This window comes from Bythopirellula superficialaquae, assembly GCF_059632245.1.
The window spans coordinates 38,780-55,315 of the sequence record NZ_CP197426.1; the positions used below are offsets into that span (position 1 = coordinate 38,780).

Consider the following 16,536-nt stretch of genomic DNA (forward strand, 5'->3'; position numbering starts at 1 on the left):
CAACCCATGCGAAGACGACGCAAACGACGAAAGCTTGATGGCATCGAGCTGAATCTGGCAGCGATGCTGGACATGGCGTTTCAATTGCTGATGTTCTTTATCCTCACGTTCAACCCGGCACAGAACGAGGCTCAATTCGCAGCGTATATTCCCGCGGCCGAGCCGGTGACGAAACCTCAACTTGCCGAGAAGAATCAAACCGAGTCCCACATTCAGCAGGCGAGTCACTCGGAAATTATCGTGACGGTGGAAGGCTCTGAAGCGGGCAAAATCGAAAAACTGGCCGTGGGTGGCAAAGTCGTGAGCGATCTCGCGAAATTGAATTCCTCGGTTCACAATGCGATCTGCCGTGAGGGGGACGATTGTGAACAGCTCACCGTGCAAGTCGATGCGAATCTTTGCTACGAAGAGTTGATGCAAGTGGTCGACATCTGCACGCAGCAGAAACTGCCCAATGGCAATTCGCTGGCCAAATTGAAGTTGGTGGAGCTGCAAACAAAATGACGCAAGGATCGAGCCATCGCATGAAGATTTCACGAGGTAGCGCCCTGCGGCTTGTGTCTTACGTCGCGCCAGTCGTGGCATTGGTGGCCTTGGCTTGGCAACATTGGCAAGCCAAGCCATTGGCACACGCATCGAGTCAAATAGCCGTCGTCGAACAGCCCTTGATTCAGCAGCTAACCGAATCACCGGAATTTCAAGCCGTTACCGACCGTACCACTGAGCTTGGGGCCGAAGAGATGCCAGCCTATTGGCAGCTCGTTCGTGATGCCAAAGACTCTTCGTTTGCAGAGCTAAAATGTCAGCCTCATGTTCAAGCGAGCTATTCACAGTTGCTTCAAAGCCCGGAGGCGTTTCGCGGACAGCTTGTGCAGAAGGAACTCAATGTGCGGCGCGTTCTGGCATATGATGTTGAGCAAGGCACACGGCCAGCGCAGCGTCTCTACGAAGTTTGGGGATGGGCCGATGATGCCCCCGGGAATTTATATGTGATGGTGACCACGGAGTTGCCGGATGGAATGAAAATTGGCGCTTCCGTTTTTGAGAGAGCCAAGTTCTGTGGTTACTTTTTCAAGCTGCAAGGGTATATCCCCGCGGGAGCAGAAGCGAAACTTGCTCCGCGTGCGGCGCCACTTTTGATCGGCTGTATGATTCGCGGCACAGTACCAACGAGATCGTTTGCCAGCGAAAAGGATTGGTGGCGAATTGGGATTGGCTCACTGTTGGTGGTTTCGTTGATAGGCTCGTTCTTATCGCGGGCCTTCTACTTTAAATCTGCAAAACCGGCGCATTCTCATAGCCTCGCCACCCCGAATGAACAACTCTTTGAAGAATGGTTGGAACAGTCGTAAGCAGACTGTCTCGTGAGCGCTCATTGTGTGATAAATGCCTGCCATTTTGTCAGCTGGCACGCGAGTTGCTTCCTTTCATGTGGTGATATCTTCACTCATCAGAGGGAGTTCAGTGATGGCTCAGCAATGGCAAAAGCACGATCAGTATAAAACGGATCCCAAATCACCCGATAACGTGCATGAGGACCATCCGGATACGACGGGGGATGGCAAAAGCACGAGCGGGGATGCACAAACCAAGGTACCCGACGGCAATCCGGGCAATCCCACCCAAGATAAGTGGAAAGAAATAGACGACGAAAAAGTGATGACGACCAAAGAAGAGATGCCCTCGCCAGAATCGCCAAAATAGATCGCTTCAGGTGGCATAAGTTGTACAACCAATCTCAATGACGCCTTGAGTTGCCACGCGGATAATCGAATGCAGGTTCGATTCTCTTCCCGTGAGGCGCGTCGTGAAAGCTTTTGTTTGGGCATTCGCATGGATTTTGTGGCTTGGCTTAGGTCTCGGTCCGACCAGAGCCGACACTTCAGTTGGCTATAGGCTGAAACCCGTCTCTTTCGAGCACGTGACGCTCACAGATAATTTCTGGCGGCCACGGTTAGAAACTCAGCGAAGAATTCTTGTGCCGTATGCGTTTGAGCAAACGGGAGAAGCCTTGTCTGATCTCAAGGCCGCGGCGGATGTGCTCGCGGGGCGTGAATTGAAAGACCCTCCGCCGCCGCATCGTTACCGCACGAGCGATTTGTTCAAAGTGATGGAAGGCGCCGCGTATCTGTTGGCGCTTCAGCGCGATCCCGAGCTCGAAGCTCAAATGGACGAGATCATCGCGGTGATTGCCGGGGCGCAAGAGCCCGACGGATATCTCAACGCCACGCGAACGCTTTATCCGCACGCTCCGATCGACATGATGGGCGACGGCAAATACAGCTATGTCGATCACAGCCACGAGCTGTACATTGTTGGCCATTTGTACGAAGCCGCGGTCGCTTATTTTCGTGCGACGGGGAAACGAACGTTGCTCGATGTTGCGGAGCGGAATGCCCAACACGTGCAGCGTGTGTTCTTCGAAGGGGATCCGAATTACAACGGTGGCAAACCCAAGAATCAAGCACCCGGTCACCAAGAAATTGAACTCGCGCTTGTTAAGCTTGCTGAAGCGACGGGGAAGCCGGAATATGCAAAAACAGCACAGCTATTTGTCGATATTCGCGGTGTGACTTATGTGCCGCATGGCGAGGGCGTGAATTCTCCGACTTATGCCCAGCAGCATGCGCCTGTTGTGAATCAACATTCACCTGCAGGGCACGCGGTGCGGGCGACTTATCTTTATGCCGGCATGGCCGACGTTGGAGCGAGCTTGGGAGTCGACCATTACAACGAGGCGCTCACGGCAATCTGGAGCGATATTATTGATACGCGCATGCACATCACTGGTGGGCTGGGGGCCGTGCATGGCATCGAAGGTTTTGGCCCGGCTTTTTTCTTGCCCAACGACGATGCGTTCAATGAAACGTGCGCGGCCGTGGGAAATGTGTTTTTCAATTGGCGCATGTTTCTGTTGACTGGCGAAGCCAAGTATTTGGACGTGGCCGAGTTATCGCTCTACAACAATGTGCTCGCTGGCATGAATTTCGAGGGAAATCGCTTTTTCTACATCAATCCGCTCGCGACTGATGGCTTGCGGCCTTTCAATCATGGACGACCTGAGCGTTCCCCTTGGTTTGGCACGGCTTGTTGCCCGACGAACATCGCACGGCTGGTGCCCCAAGTACCGGGGATGATCTTTGCCCGGGATGACGAGGAGCTGACGCTCTGTTTGTATGCCGCGAGTGAAACAAAGGTTGAACTCAACGGCACACCGATTGAAGTTGTTGAAAAAACGAACTATCCGTTTGATGGCCGCATTGAATTGATCCTCAATCCCCAGCAGCCAGTCGAGTTTGCCGTGCGGCTACGAATTCCTACGTGGACGGGCGATCAACTCGTGCCGGGAAAGCTTTATCGTTATGCCAATCTTAGTGATGAAAAAGTCGAACTCTTTGTTAATGGCGAAGCGGTCTCGTTTGAAATCGAAAAGGGTTTCGCCAAGGTGAAACGGACTTGGACGGCGGGTGACCGAGTTCGTTTGGAGCTTCCCATGCCAGTGCGAGCCAATGTTTGTCGCAATGAAGTTGAAGCAAATCGCAGTCGTATGGCATACTCGCGCGGGCCGTTAGTTTATTGTGCGGAATCAGCCGACAATCCGGGGCATGTTTACAACTATTTAGCGCCACCGGTGAATGATTTAGCTGCTGCCCGGGTGGAACAACTCGCCATCACAGGGCAAAAAATGGTGGCGATCAATGTCGAGACTCAAGCACTCGATAAAGACGGCCAATTGCAAGCAACACCTCTCACACTTGTTCCCTACTATGCTTGGAATAATCGCGGCGTGGGCTCGATGATGGTCTGGCTGGCCGACAATATCGCGACGTTGCGCGAAGGGGCCTTTGTGGTCGACGACAATGCCCAGATGTTCAAATCGGCTCAAGCCAAGCACACGTACGATCAAGATCACGTGGAAGCGATGATCGATGGACGCTTACCCAAGAATTCGTTTGATACGTCGATACCAAGGTGGACGAGTTGGCCCGAGCGCGGCAAAGAGCAATTGCTGGAATTTGAATTAGTCGAGCCGATGGAACCGCGGAGTATTGAAGTTTATTGGTACGACGATCGTGGCGGCGTTCAGATTCCGCAGCGCTGGGAGCTGGAAGTGTGGCGGGAGAATGCCTGGCAGGCGTTCCCGTTATACAACACAGATGAATATGCCAACGAGCGCGATCAGTTCAATGTCGTGCATCCTGCAGAACCGTTTCTGACCGACCGCCTGCGGATGAAAGTCTGGCCGCAGGACGATGCAGCCGTGGGTGTGTTGGAATTTGTCGTTCGCAGAGAAGAATAAACGGTGCAGCTAGGCACGTCATTTGCGTTTCTTCATGTGGTAAGTATTTCAGGCACTATGTGGCCAAGGAGAACGCTATGTTGATTCCCATGACAATTGCTTTGTCTGCGCATGATCTGTGGTCGCACGGTATGGTCGCCAGTCTGCCAGAGCAAGACCCCGAGCTAACGCCCGACTCCAGAGACCCGGAACTTACGGACTCGGAACAGGACCCTGAAGTGCCGACCTCACCCACGCCTTCTCCTGGACCGCCGGACCCGGGTGATCCGATCGGCACACCCCCTTCGCCGGGCGATCCACCCCCACAACCGCCCGTTCCTGGTGGACCGGATCCGATAAATCCTGATGTTCGGCAAGAACCCGCCTACAAGTAGCCGACGTAGAGATAATGGAGTTTCATCTCGACGAGGCGACGAATGTTGGAATTTATCAAAGACGATCTGCGTCAGCTTAAACTGGGCAAGTCTGGCAGTCGGTTTTGCGATTTCTATGATTTCCGCCAGAGCCAGCGTAACCCGGGTTTCTCCGTCGCGCGGATGCTAACCATTCTGTTCGGCCTATTCTTAACAATTGGTGGCGCATCGATTGGGTGGTTACCGGGCCCAGGCGGGTTTGTGGCGATTTTTGGGCTCGCTCTGTTGGCTCAAGAGTTTCGCCCAATGGCGGTGGCCCTCGATTGGTGCGAACCCAAGTTGCGTGCGATTTGGAACTGGCTCTTGCGGACTTGGAAACGCATGTCGTCGCTGGGGCGAGTGGCTGTCGCCATGACGTTTCTCATCACGAGCGTGACGGCAGGTTTTGCGGCGTACAATTTTTTCTTGCGGTAACCTAAGAACGCTGCCTGAGCCAACGCAAGAGTCGCTCTTTCAGGCTTGGTTGATAACCGACGACGTATTCATCAACCAACCACCTCTCGATGTCGTCGGCCAAATTCGCTTTGATCTGATTAAAAGTTACTATGCGGCCAATCAGCTGATCGTGGGCAATCGAGACTTCGCCCAACGAGCTGTTGGAATGCGATAGCCGTTCTTGCAATATGGAAAAGTCATCAGCACTGGCAAGCTGCCTTTCCACGGCGTTAGGCAAACCAGCAGGTCGCGAAGTCAATCGACGTCGGCTATGACAGTGTTCGTGCTCATGGAGTAGAAATGACCAGCCCATGGCCGCTGCGCGCCCAGTTTGAGAGTCTGGCAATAATCTCACGGTAATAAGAAAGAATTGGATTGGGCGGTTTCGTCAGAAAATTCGTCCCTCGAGCTGATTTGTTGTAACAACATTGTCAAGTTTTCGCCTGATTCACTGATGACGGCACGGTGTGTGCGAATATTTTCCACCTCAACTTGATGATTGCTAGGAGATTCCTATGGCTGCCCTTGCTCTATCCCATGATGTGGTTGCACCGAAAACCGCGACTCCTGCCCCAACATCGCGCCATGCCGTGGTCGATTGTTACGACGTGCTTGATATTTGTCTCGCTGGTGGGGTCCAGGACTTTACCGACGGCAAATACGTCGATGACAAGAACAATCGCCAAGCTTATCTCGAGGCCCAGCATCTTCAGGCGGAATACTTACTCGATCAAGTGGATTGTTTCCCGGGGGAGCAAATTTTGGAGATCGGTTGTGGTTACGGTCGTATTTTGCAACAAGCTCAACAGCGTGGCATCGCAGCGGTGGGACTGACGCTTTCATCCTTGCAGGCGAGTGACTGCCAAAAACGGGGATTGTCTGCGATGGTTCTTGATTATCGCGACATTCCCAAGATGGGGCAGCGGTGGATCGGCCATGTCCATGGTATTGTAGCCAACGGTTCGCTTGAACATTTTGTCCAATTAAACGATGCGTTAACCAATCGCAACGATTTGATTTATGGAGAACTGTTTCGCATTTGCCGTTCACTGCTATCTCCGGGGCAAAAATTCGTCACCACGGCGATTCATTTTCGTGATCCGGGGCAAGCCGATCCACGACAGATTCGTCGTGGCCATGGCAGCTTTGAGCGCGGTAGCTTTGGTTATCACTATGCAAATTTGGTGGAAGCCTTTGGTGGTTGGTATCCCGAGCCGGGGCAACTCGAAACATGTGCCGAGCAGCGATTCGCACTTGTTGAGGAAGAAGACGGCACGCAGGATTATTATCTCACCAGCGAGTATTGGCTGCGGAAATTGAAGTGGTCGCTTGCCACAAATCCTGGGGTATGGTGGGCCTTGGCGAAAAAATGGCGCGCCAGTCCCCGGGCTATGAGCGACATGATGAGATGCTTATTAGTCGATCAATCGTGGAATTGGCAATTCCGCGGCGAGCGGTCACCTATGCAGCTGTTGCGGCAAACGTGGCTGGCCGTGTGATTTCCAAAAATTTGTTGACACCGTCTCGAGACGGCACGAGAATGTGAGGCTTGTCACTGGAGGGAATTTTACCCCTGTGACAAGTCTTTACTTCTTTGATGGTGCAACTATGAATTCTCTTTGCCGACCCGCCGTCGTGGGTGTCATTGTACTGCTGGCCATAAGCTTTAGTTTTACTTCGAAGTTATATGCCGTAATCAGTCATGGTGGCAGTGTTAGTCCCGCCCCGCCCAGCGGTGGAGGACCTGTCGCGGGCCCGTTTCGTATAGGTGACAATGACTTGGGATTTATGCACATCGCCGATGGAACAGCGCTGACAAACAGTAATAATTCCGTGGTTGGCAATGCCACGGATAGCATTGGAATTGTGACGATGGATGGCTTTGGATCCAATTGGAGCCTGAGCTCGGCCAGTGGAGACCTTACTGTCGGGGCTAATGGTACGGGGTCGGTTTACGTTTCGAATCTCGCCAAGATGGACGTGGCCGACCAAACGATATTGGGAAGTGCGACTTCTGGTTACGGTGAAGTCGTCGTAGAGGGAATTGGCAGCCAATGGCTCAGCGACGATGTAATCGTCGGGCAGAGCGGCAACGGCGTGGTCAATCTTACCTTGGGAGGCCGTCTCAGCACCGGTGTGTTGACCGTTGGTGTGAATGCTTCCGGGCATGGACGAATTTTGATAACTGATCCCATGTCGTACCTGACGGTGAATGATTCAACGAACATCGGTTCTTCGGGTCAAGGAGAATTATTCATTACGAATGCGGGGCGCGTGCGCACTTCGGAAGGTATCACCCTGGGAAATTCCATTAACTCGGTTGGGTTGATCGAGATATCGGATCCTGGCTCAATCCTCGACGTGGCCAATGGGAGTCTCATCGTTGGTTCATCCGGGACAGGGCGACTTAAAATTTTCAATGGTGGCAAGGCGAACATCGCGGGCAGCTTACAGTTGGCCAGCAACACAGGTTCGCTCGGCGAGGTGCTGGTTGAAGGGAATAATTCGATACTGACTGCTGGGTCGATCAGCACCGGTGCGAGCGATTCGCTCCTGACAATTGCTTCGGGTGGCGTCGTGAGCGTTGGAAGCAGCATCTGGGGTACAAAAGCTCGCTTGAAACTCGAGGAAGGCCGATTAGAAGCCTCCGAGTCGCTGACGAATCACGGGTTGATCGAAGGCAGTGGCACGATCAAAGTCACAAGCTTTAACAATAATCAAGGTCAATCAACTCGTGGACGCTTGCAGGTTGCGTCTGAAGAGCGTTTGCTGCTGACAGGCACATTAAATAATGCTGGTTTCGTCGACGTAGATGGCGGCGAATTAGAATCCATGGGCAGCGTCACCAACAACTTCGATATCGACGCTCGTAACGGGGCGAAACTGCGATTTGGCAACTTAGGACTTGATAACAATACGGGTTCGCAATTGGCCATCACTGCCGGAAGCGTCGACATATTTGGGAGCGTGCAGAATGATAGCGGCGCCCAGATTGTCGTTGGCAATGGTGCCTCGGCCGTATTTCACGACACGCTGACCAATAATGGTGATTTGTTCATCATGCCTGGTGCCAGTTTGTTTGCGACCGATCAGATCAACTTTGGTGGCAACTCGTCAGTGCTCAATTTTCGATTGAGTGCGTCTGATGCCTTTGACGAGCTCTTTCCCATCGAAGCGAGTGACATAGTGAACTTGAACGGTGAGCTATCGGTCACACTATCGGCAGGTTACGAACCACAATTGGGCGATGTGTTTCCGCTGTTAATTTCTGCCCAAACCTTAAGCGGCGATTTCTCTCAAGTAGATTATCCCGCCTTGCCGGTGGGGCTCGCTTGGGGAACGTTGCGCACAGAGAATTCGCTATCGCTTGAAGTTGTTTTGTCAAGCAGCGGTGATTTCGATGGAGATGGCGACGTCGATGGCCGCGATTTCCTTGCTTGGCAGCGGAATCCCTCGGTTGGCGATCTGGCGGATTGGAAGGATGGTTATGCACCGAATCATTTGGTTGGAACTATTGCTGTTCCGGAACCCCCCGCTGTCGGGTTACTTCTAGTATTGGGTATTTTACTGCCGCGATTATCATCTGCGCAAAATAGATAGCGTTTGGTGCCAAGCCTAGTTACAATCACCTGCGCCTGCTCTCGTTCTTGCTGATTGCGAGAACCGTGATTTGTGAGCACTTCTATTCTACGAAGGGGATTTCCTTGAAGACTCTTTCTTGGGGCGTGCTGCGCCTCGTGTTGACTTTGATGTCAGTTCTGACTTTTTCGACGACATACGCCGCGAATATCACGTGGATTGGTGGGGATGGCACGTGGACGGAAGGGGTCACTGCCGGTTGGAATCCCGTCGACGAACCCGATAGCGACGATGTCGCCATATTTAGCACAAACAACTCGGTAAGTTTGGCGAGCACTAATACCGTCATCGGTCTGACTCTGTCGGGCGGGATCGACTTATTCACAAATGATTTCGACTTAACCGTTGATGGGTTGGTCCAAGTTAGTGACGCAAATACGAATCTGATCGTCGGTGGGGCCAACTCGCAGTTAGAGATTGACAATCTAACGATCAATAATGGAGCTGACGTGGAAATCGATGGAGGGGTGATCCGATTGGATGTCCAGCCCAATGCGAGCCTCGTCGACATCAATGCGGGTGGCGAGATCTTGGGGCATGGCACGTTGAGGGTGGCAGACATCCTAGGCGTGGTAACGACACAGATCGTTAACGACGGCTCGATTACCGCTCAGCGTAGCCCGCTAGTGCTCTTTGGTGCGCCGCAGGTGGGAACACTTTTAATAGTAGCCTCTGACACGGATGCGAGAATTGATCTCGATGGTGCTGGTGAGACTGGTAGCGTCATTGTCCGACGCAATCAAACGCTCGACATCGATATCCCGCTCGCCGATATTTTTAACGGTACGATAGATATGTTTCATGATACGACGCTCGACATGGCAAGCGCCTGGATCATGGGGGCGAATGCTACGCTCGATATCGACAACGGCGCGACTGGTGGGTTTCCTGCCGTTGCAGCAGGCACTTCGACGATAGCCGGTGCCAGTTTTTCGCAAAACAGCGGCACGATTACGCTCGTCGACGCCGACGGAACGGTTCAATTCGATGCCCCGTTTACAATGAATGGCGGTGACTTTGTCGCCAACGGGCACGTCATCTTTAATGCCAACGCCACGATTGGTGCGGGTGCGAACTTCACGCGACCGACGAGCTCGTCCGACATCACTGTCGGAGCAGGCAACACGCTTACGATTAACCAGGCCAACTTCGACCTCGACGGCTTCCTCACCGCCGACACCGTCCTGACGGTGAACGCCGGCGCCAGCTTAATCGCCAATCTAGGAGATTACGATCCTGACCAGGTTACCAACTCTTACAGCTCGACGATCAACCTCAACAATGGCGACATGAGCGTCAATACGGGCGATCCGCAGTTCGTTATGAATGGCGTGTTGAATATGCATTCTTCGGTCGTCGGTCAAATTACGACCTGGACTGGCGAAGCATTCCACCTTGGCAATGACAGCGGAGTACTCGATTCCGATCTGAACGTCACCGGAACTCAACAAACGCAGTTCGGACCCGCAGTGACATTCAATTCCGATGCCGACGTCGACGTGGCCGCTGGTGCGACGTTGGCTCTCTTGGGCACGGTTAACTTCAATTCCGTCAACGCTGCCAACAATGCGGAGTTTACCGGGGCGGGGCGGATCGCGTTTAGCGGCCAGGTCAACGTGAATGAGGCAACGACGCTCAACATGGTGGGTGGCGAAGTCGACTTCGATGGTCTCGACTCAGTTGGTGATTTGGTAAACGTCGATGCTCCGCTCACAATCAACACCGGAACGATGGCAAGCTTTGGCAAGATCAATGGCGGAGGAGGCGTCAATACGCTCGACGTGAACAACAGTGTGGGACTGGGTGTGCTGACGGTAAACCTCGATGATCCCGATGCCGAGTGGACACTCAACAGCGCCGGCGTGATGAACCTGGTCAACGACAACACCGACGCCACGCTGCTTGCCGGCAGCGACGTGAACATCAGTGGCTCGCTCAACGTGACGGGCGACGTACGCACGACGGCCCGGCTGGATATTGCAGGAACTGTAAATATCAACACCGTGGGCGAGCCGTTTCGACTGGGAGGTGGGGACTCGTTCAACGAAAATCACAATCGTATAGAAGGAGGCACGATCCAGGGTGCTGGTATTCTCAGCGCCGATGCGGATGGAATTATTCTTTCGGGCTTCGGAAGTATCAGCACAAGCGTCGACTTCGATGGGCCGGCGCATCTTCGTGCCTCGGGGGGGCAATTAAATGTCAGCGGCGCGATTCTTGATGTGGGAACTATTGGAACACTGGATAATGCCGGCATTCTCAACGTCGTCAATGCGTGGGACACTAACGTCGCGACGTTCATATCGATGCTTGGCGGCGAAATTAAGGGGGGCACGATCACCAATAACAACACTAACGGAATCAAAGGCCATGGTCTGGTGTCGGCACGCGTTGTTAACAATCAGTTAATTCAGGCAACGAATACGGGCACACTTGTTGTGCAGACTTCCGGTAACGATAACGACTGGGATGGTGCTGGCAGTGGTGAACTCGCTGCTAATGGCGACATCGGCGTGCTCGAGCTCCGTGGCGTCGGCGCGGCATTTGGGTTTACGGGAACGGTGACTAGCACGAACGGTGGAACTGTTTTCGCCAACGGCTTCGCCCTCGACTTCAACCCCGGCTCGACGATCAACCTGAACCAAGGGACGTACGAATCGACCAACAGCACCGACATCGGCGGGACGGTGATGGTCGCCGCCGGCCCCGCGTCGACGATCAAGGTCGAGAACAACCGCTTCCTCACCTTCGAGAACGGTAGTACCACCACGCTCACGGGCAACCTGGTACTCCAGAATAACAACATCAACATCGAGCAGGGCGCCGTGTTTAATAACAACGGGGGTGCCTTGGTGATCCCCGATGGCAGCCACATGGTGGCCGACAATCTGGCAAACATCGGCGTCCTACTGGAGGTGGATGGCGCCTTCCGTCCTGGCAATTTCAATGGAATTGGTCGTGTCAATCTGTTTGACTACCAGCAAGGGAATACAGGTGAACTATTCGTCGAACTCACCGGTACCGGGCTCAACGATTTCGATCGACTCGTGGCCAGCGGAGATGTGATCGTGGATGGTTATCTCAATATCGATATCGATGAAATCTCGCCGGGAGTTCCCTTTGTGCCTGTTTTGGGCAATACATTTAATATTATCACGGGTAACACGATCACTGGCGAATTCGACTACGCCGACGTGTCGGGTATGCCAGCGGGGTTGGCGTTTCATATCGAGTACCTAGCGAATGCCGTACAGTTGCAGGTTGTACCCAAGCCATTCTTCTCGGCCGACTTTGATGAAGATGGTGATGTGGACCCCACGGATTTGGCCATCTGGCAGGGTGCCTACAAACTCAATCAGCTTGGTGATGCGGATGGAGATAACGACAGCGATGGTCGCGACTTCCTGATCTGGCAACAGCAAGCGGGCAGTGCACCGCTGATGGCATTTTCAGCTGCTACTGCTGTGCCGGAGCCAGGGACGTTGGTGCTGCTAGCTAGTCTCAGCTTGTGGGGATTGAAGAGACGGTTGACTTGAATTCCTGTCATCAAGTATTCAAAAACGAAGTTTGCTACGCGTTGGTTTCACAAACTTTAGCAACAGGTACCTTATGGTAATGCTGCAGCGAATCGGGCTGGTCACGGGTGTGTGGTTGTTGGTCAGCGCTGGAGCAAGCGCAGAGACCTTCACTTGGAATGGCACGGCGGGCACGACGGAGCTCTGGGCTAGTAACTCCAATTGGACGCCGACGGGCTTTCCGCAGGCCGGCACCGATCGTGCGATTTTCGATTCGGGATCGAGCTTGTTGCACGATATCATCATGCAGAACGCTGAAGGGATCGAAGAGCTCAAGATGGTGGACGGTCTTTTCCAGTTTCGCGCCGCCGGGGGAACGCCATGGCAGCTTGGCGTTCGAGAGTTCGGTTCGGAATTTTATGGGTCCTTCGTTTTAAGTTCAGAGGATGGGGGCGAAGTAGAACTGCGTCTGCGAAATGGAGATCTCGACACCGACTCGTTCTTCGCGATCGGCACTCAGACGGAGGATAGTTCGACGACTCTCGATGCTGAAGATTCGTCTCTGTTTGCCGAAGAAGGGCTGCTTCTCGGCGACAGCATCTCTAACAATTCCACCGCGCTTCTTAGGCTTACCAATAGCCAATTGACCGCGTTCAATACCACGGAAATCGGAGAAGGGGCCGTCCTCGAAGTGGTCGACAACTCGGAGGCGAATCTATTGGGGTTCGTCACCATAGCGGGTGACTTGCTGGTTGAGGACGGTGGTCACGTGGAAACCACTACCTTAGTAAATACACTCGGAAGCAGCTCCGTGACCATCGGCCCGGGAGGGAGCATGCAGTCAATCCGTATCTCTGTTGGCGGCACGATGGAGGTGAGTGGAGCTGGTGGAGTGACTGCAGAACTTGATGTGACTGATTACATACAAGGGGGAGACGGGTTTACGATCGGCAACTTGGGCGAAGTACGGACAGCCCGAATCTTTGGCACGGCCAACCTACAGGCAGGCGGGTTCTTACAAGTCCCCGCCGAGTTCTTCGAGATCACGCCGGCCAACTTCAATTGGACAGGCGGCGAATTGGAATTCCTGGGCGATTTTCGCATCGATAACACAGGGGCGAACATCCCCTTCGGCGCCAGCATGACCGTCGCTGCGGGGCAGTCGCTCGACGTCGGACCCACTGGTGGCGACCTGGAAATTGGCACGGCTGGCCAAGGATCGCTGACGATTGCCAGCGGAACGGTTACGAGCGATACGGCCCGGGTTGGGGGAGGGCTCGCGCTGGCGGGCTCGGCGAACGTCACAGTCAGCGGCGCGACCGGCCGATGGAACGTCGAGGGCAATCTGACTGCGGGCGGGCTGATTGCCTTGAACCCGACCTCGATCACCGTTACAACCGGCGCCGATGTGGTCGTGGTCGATGCCTTTATCGGCGCGCCAGGTTTACGTGCCAACGTTACGATCGACGGCGTCGGGTCATCGCTAGTGAGCAGTGACTCTGTGTTCCTGGGTGGCGACGCCACGACGGGCGGCGGCCAGGGGACGCTCGCCCTCACTAACAGCGCCATCCTCGGAGTTGGCAACTCTTCCAACGACCAGCTCAAGGTGTGGGACGAATACACCGTGACCATGAACCAGGCCGCGATAAACACACGCAATCTCGTAGTTCGTGGAACGATTGCTCCAGCAGCCGGGGCGCTGATTTCGGGGAGCATCACCGTGACCAATTCAGTTGTCATCGACGGCGGCTCGGTGACGCTCACCACGCTCGGCCCAGCAAGTCTCGTCGCTAGCAGCAACGTCGATATCTTGGCGGGCGGTTCCCTGACCGGTTACATCCAGGGCAGCGCTGGCACGGAAGTCCTGGTGACGGGAGCAGGCTCGTCGTGGACCACACCCAACGTGGTGGCCAACGTGCTAGGGACGACGACCGCGGGCGTGGGAAGAATTGGCCAGTTGACGATTGCGACCGGCGGGACGGTCAATTTCGGTGCGGGGGTTTCTTATGAAGCTGGTGCGACCGACGGACTCGTGCTGTTCGATGGCACGCTCAACGCGCCGACGTTTAACGGAGGAACGGTAGGCATCACCGGTCGAGGGACGGTCAACGCCACTTACACAGGGAGCGGACCGATTCAAGCAACGGGCGCACTAACGATCGGTAATGCAACGACGGTTAACGGCTTTGCGACGACAGGGCAGATTTCGGTTGGGTCGAATACACTTACGCTTAACGACCTGGATGCCGCGCAGCTAGGATCGGGAACGATACTTGGGGCTTCCGGCTTGCCGGGAACGCTCGTCGCCCCTAATGGCCTCGCCGTCGGGTCGGGCGAAACAGTGTTCGGCTTCGGTACAATTAACACACCGAACAATTCCTCGAAGCGAATGATTAACGATGGGTCAATACTCGGAACGGGAACCGCGCAGCGGTTGACGCTGACGGGAGACGTGACCGGCATCGGTAGTTTTTCGAATGTGGAGTTCACTGGAACGGTGTCGCCGGGTTTCACAGCATCTGGAGCGTCGACAGCATTGTTGAGTGGGGCCAACTACAAGTTCACGAACACTAGCAACTTGGTGATGCAGATTCAGGGGGCGAATCCCGGCTTCGGCTACGACGTGATTTTCAGCACGGGGCAGTTCATCGCCGACGGCACGTTGACGGTGAATTTACTCAACGACTATAGCCCGACGCTAGGACAGTCCTTTGATATGCTGGACTTCACGACACTCACGGGAGCGTTCGACACGTTGACCCTGCCGATGTTGGACCCTGGTCTGATTTGGAACACCTCGCTGCTTTACAGCCAAGGAATATTGTCAGTAGCGGCGGGATTTCTGGAAGCCGACTTCGAGGAAGACGGCGACGTGGATAGTTTCGATCTCATCCGTTGGCAAGATCATTACGGCCAATCAGGCCTCGCTCACGATGAAGGAGACGCCGACGGAGATGAGGATGCCGACGGACGTGATTTTCTGATCTGGCAGCGACAGTACACCGGGCCGTTGCCACTTGCCGCGAGCACGGCTGTGCCGGAACCCGCCAGCATTCTGCTGGCGATGACCATTTTGGGTTTGTTTACGGTCAGCCGTCGCTACGGTTAATTCTCTCGGCATGGTACATTGCTGACTTCGACAGCAAACCCGAGGGATCACTGTGAGTTCATTTGCCGAAATCCATGGCCGTTTAGAGCCATTCCGCCAAGCTTTGCTCGATCATCCACTGTATTTGCGGATGCAAAGCATCGATGCCTTGCGCATCTTTATGCAGCATCATGTGTTCGCGGTGTGGGATTTCATGTCACTGCTGAAGGCGTTGCAATTGCAACTCTGCTCGGTGAGCGTGCCGTGGTTGCCGCCGATCAATCGCGAGGGCTGCCGGCTCGTGAATGAAATCGTGCTGGCCGAGGAAAGCGATGAGGATGGCTCGGGCGGATTCGCTAGTCATTTCGATTTGTATTATCAGTCGATGCAAGGCTGCGGTGCCGACACGCGGCAGATCGATCAGTTTCTTTTAGGCTTAGGGCAAGGATTGAAGATTGAAGCGGCTTTGCAAGTTTCTAGCGTGCCGTCTAGCGTACGAGACTTTGTGCAACATACGTTTAAAGTCATCGACAGCGGCGATCTCTGTGCGATTGCTTCGGCGTTCGCGTTTGGTCGGGAAGATTTGTTACCCGACTTATTTCGGCAAATCGTCGAGCAGCTGAGTGCGACGCCGGGGACGGATCTCGCGGCATTCAAATACTATCTTGAGCGCCATATCGATTTGGACGGCGATCAGCATGGTCCCATGGCAGGCCGGCTGGTGGAATTTCTGTGTGGCGATGATCCCGTTCACTGGCAAGCTGCTGAAGCCGCCGCGGTGGGCGCCCTGGAAGCACGGCTGCAATTGTGGAACGGCATTGAACAAGCCTTGGCCGAATTGCCGCATTAATTGCGTCTCAAGAAAGCGATTCATTTGCGGCAAATCGCGTCATTGGTTGTGAAATAGCCTGCAACATTTTTCCTATAATTTTGTGGACCGTGTGAACCAATCGGTTCGAGCAGCGTATTGACGCTGTTTCTAGCGCTGGGGACAATAGGCGATTCGTTATCGGAACAACACGTTTCTCGCCATTCATCCCGCCTTGCGCGTTGTATTGCCTTCTGCGCGGTAGCCATACCTGTCTACAGCAAGCCAAGCAGTCGGGCGGCAATCTATCGGTTCGATGTCCGCACTATGCGGGCAGC

12 protein-coding genes are annotated in these 16,536 nt (G+C 54.3%); 11 read left to right on the forward strand and 1 reads right to left on the reverse strand.

Features of this window, described 5'->3' with window-relative positions:
- Window positions 1-6: 6 nt before the first annotated feature.
- The 6 genes from SH678x_RS00145 to SH678x_RS00170 all read left to right on the forward strand — a co-directional run bounded on the left by SH678x_RS00145 (window position 7) and on the right by SH678x_RS00170 (window position 5,127).
- A complete protein-coding gene (locus SH678x_RS00145) occupies window positions 7-504 on the forward strand; it encodes an ExbD/TolR family protein (protein WP_496920857.1) in 498 nt (165 codons plus the stop codon).
- A 20-nt stretch (window positions 505-524) separates the two neighbouring features.
- Window positions 525-1,352 carry a hypothetical protein gene (locus SH678x_RS00150; protein ID WP_496920858.1) on the forward strand — a complete coding sequence of 276 codons (828 nt, stop codon included), beginning with the start codon at window positions 525-527 and terminating at the stop codon, window positions 1,350-1,352.
- Window positions 1,353-1,467: 115 nt separating this feature from the next.
- Window positions 1,468-1,704: a hypothetical protein gene (locus tag SH678x_RS00155; RefSeq protein WP_496920859.1), complete on the forward strand. Its 237-nt coding sequence runs from the start codon at window positions 1,468-1,470 to the stop codon at window positions 1,702-1,704.
- Window positions 1,705-1,807: 103 nt separating this feature from the next.
- A complete protein-coding gene (locus SH678x_RS00160) occupies window positions 1,808-4,300 on the forward strand; it encodes a glycoside hydrolase family 127 protein (protein WP_496920860.1) in 2,493 nt (830 codons plus the stop codon).
- Between the two features lie 77 nt (window positions 4,301-4,377).
- On the forward strand, window positions 4,378-4,674 hold the full coding sequence (locus SH678x_RS00165; protein ID WP_496920861.1) for a hypothetical protein: 297 nt from the start codon (window positions 4,378-4,380) through the stop codon (window positions 4,672-4,674).
- 42 nt (window positions 4,675-4,716) lie between these two features.
- On the forward strand, window positions 4,717-5,127 hold the full coding sequence (locus tag SH678x_RS00170; protein ID WP_496920862.1) for a PGPGW domain-containing protein: 411 nt from the start codon (window positions 4,717-4,719) through the stop codon (window positions 5,125-5,127).
- A 1-nt stretch (window position 5,128) separates the two neighbouring features.
- Here SH678x_RS00170 and SH678x_RS00175 read toward each other — a convergent pair whose 3' ends face one another.
- Window positions 5,129-5,461 carry a hypothetical protein gene (locus SH678x_RS00175; protein WP_496920863.1) on the reverse strand — a complete coding sequence of 111 codons (333 nt, stop codon included), beginning with the start codon at window positions 5,459-5,461 and terminating at the stop codon, window positions 5,129-5,131.
- 202 nt (window positions 5,462-5,663) lie between these two features.
- On the opposite strand from SH678x_RS00175, the gene SH678x_RS00180 reads away from it, so the two are divergent.
- The 5 genes from SH678x_RS00180 (at window position 5,664) to SH678x_RS00200 (ending at window position 16,240) form a co-directional block, all read left to right on the forward strand.
- Window positions 5,664-6,647, forward strand: a complete 984-nt coding sequence (locus SH678x_RS00180; RefSeq protein WP_496920864.1) for an SAM-dependent methyltransferase — start codon at window positions 5,664-5,666, stop codon at window positions 6,645-6,647.
- 109 nt (window positions 6,648-6,756) lie between these two features.
- On the forward strand, window positions 6,757-8,748 hold the full coding sequence (locus tag SH678x_RS00185; RefSeq protein WP_496920865.1) for a hypothetical protein: 1,992 nt from the start codon (window positions 6,757-6,759) through the stop codon (window positions 8,746-8,748).
- A 104-nt stretch (window positions 8,749-8,852) separates the two neighbouring features.
- Window positions 8,853-12,323: a beta strand repeat-containing protein gene (locus SH678x_RS00190; protein ID WP_496920866.1), complete on the forward strand. Its 3,471-nt coding sequence runs from the start codon at window positions 8,853-8,855 to the stop codon at window positions 12,321-12,323.
- 79 nt (window positions 12,324-12,402) lie between these two features.
- Window positions 12,403-15,411 carry a beta strand repeat-containing protein gene (locus SH678x_RS00195; RefSeq protein WP_496920867.1) on the forward strand — a complete coding sequence of 1,003 codons (3,009 nt, stop codon included), beginning with the start codon at window positions 12,403-12,405 and terminating at the stop codon, window positions 15,409-15,411.
- Window positions 15,412-15,463: 52 nt separating this feature from the next.
- Window positions 15,464-16,240 carry a DUF3050 domain-containing protein gene (locus tag SH678x_RS00200; protein ID WP_496920868.1) on the forward strand — a complete coding sequence of 259 codons (777 nt, stop codon included), beginning with the start codon at window positions 15,464-15,466 and terminating at the stop codon, window positions 16,238-16,240.
- The last annotated feature ends 296 nt before the right edge of the window (window positions 16,241-16,536 follow it).

Bases quoted from the DNA above. Each gene is read 5' to 3' on its own strand.
- SH678x_RS00145 (WP_496920857.1), top strand. From the start codon at position 7: ATGCGAAGACGACGCAAACGACGAAAGCTTGATGGCATCGAGCTGAAT.
- SH678x_RS00150 (WP_496920858.1), top strand. From the start codon at position 525: ATGAAGATTTCACGAGGTAGCGCCCTGCGGCTTGTGTCTTACGTCGCG.
- SH678x_RS00155 (WP_496920859.1), top strand. From the start codon at position 1,468: ATGGCTCAGCAATGGCAAAAGCACGATCAGTATAAAACGGATCCCAAA.
- SH678x_RS00165 (WP_496920861.1), top strand. From the start codon at position 4,378: ATGTTGATTCCCATGACAATTGCTTTGTCTGCGCATGATCTGTGGTCG.
- SH678x_RS00170 (WP_496920862.1), top strand. From the start codon at position 4,717: ATGTTGGAATTTATCAAAGACGATCTGCGTCAGCTTAAACTGGGCAAG.
- SH678x_RS00175 (WP_496920863.1), bottom strand. From the start codon at position 5,461: ATGGGCTGGTCATTTCTACTCCATGAGCACGAACACTGTCATAGCCGA.
- SH678x_RS00180 (WP_496920864.1), top strand. From the start codon at position 5,664: ATGGCTGCCCTTGCTCTATCCCATGATGTGGTTGCACCGAAAACCGCG.
- SH678x_RS00185 (WP_496920865.1), top strand. From the start codon at position 6,757: ATGAATTCTCTTTGCCGACCCGCCGTCGTGGGTGTCATTGTACTGCTG.
- SH678x_RS00195 (WP_496920867.1), top strand. From the start codon at position 12,403: ATGCTGCAGCGAATCGGGCTGGTCACGGGTGTGTGGTTGTTGGTCAGC.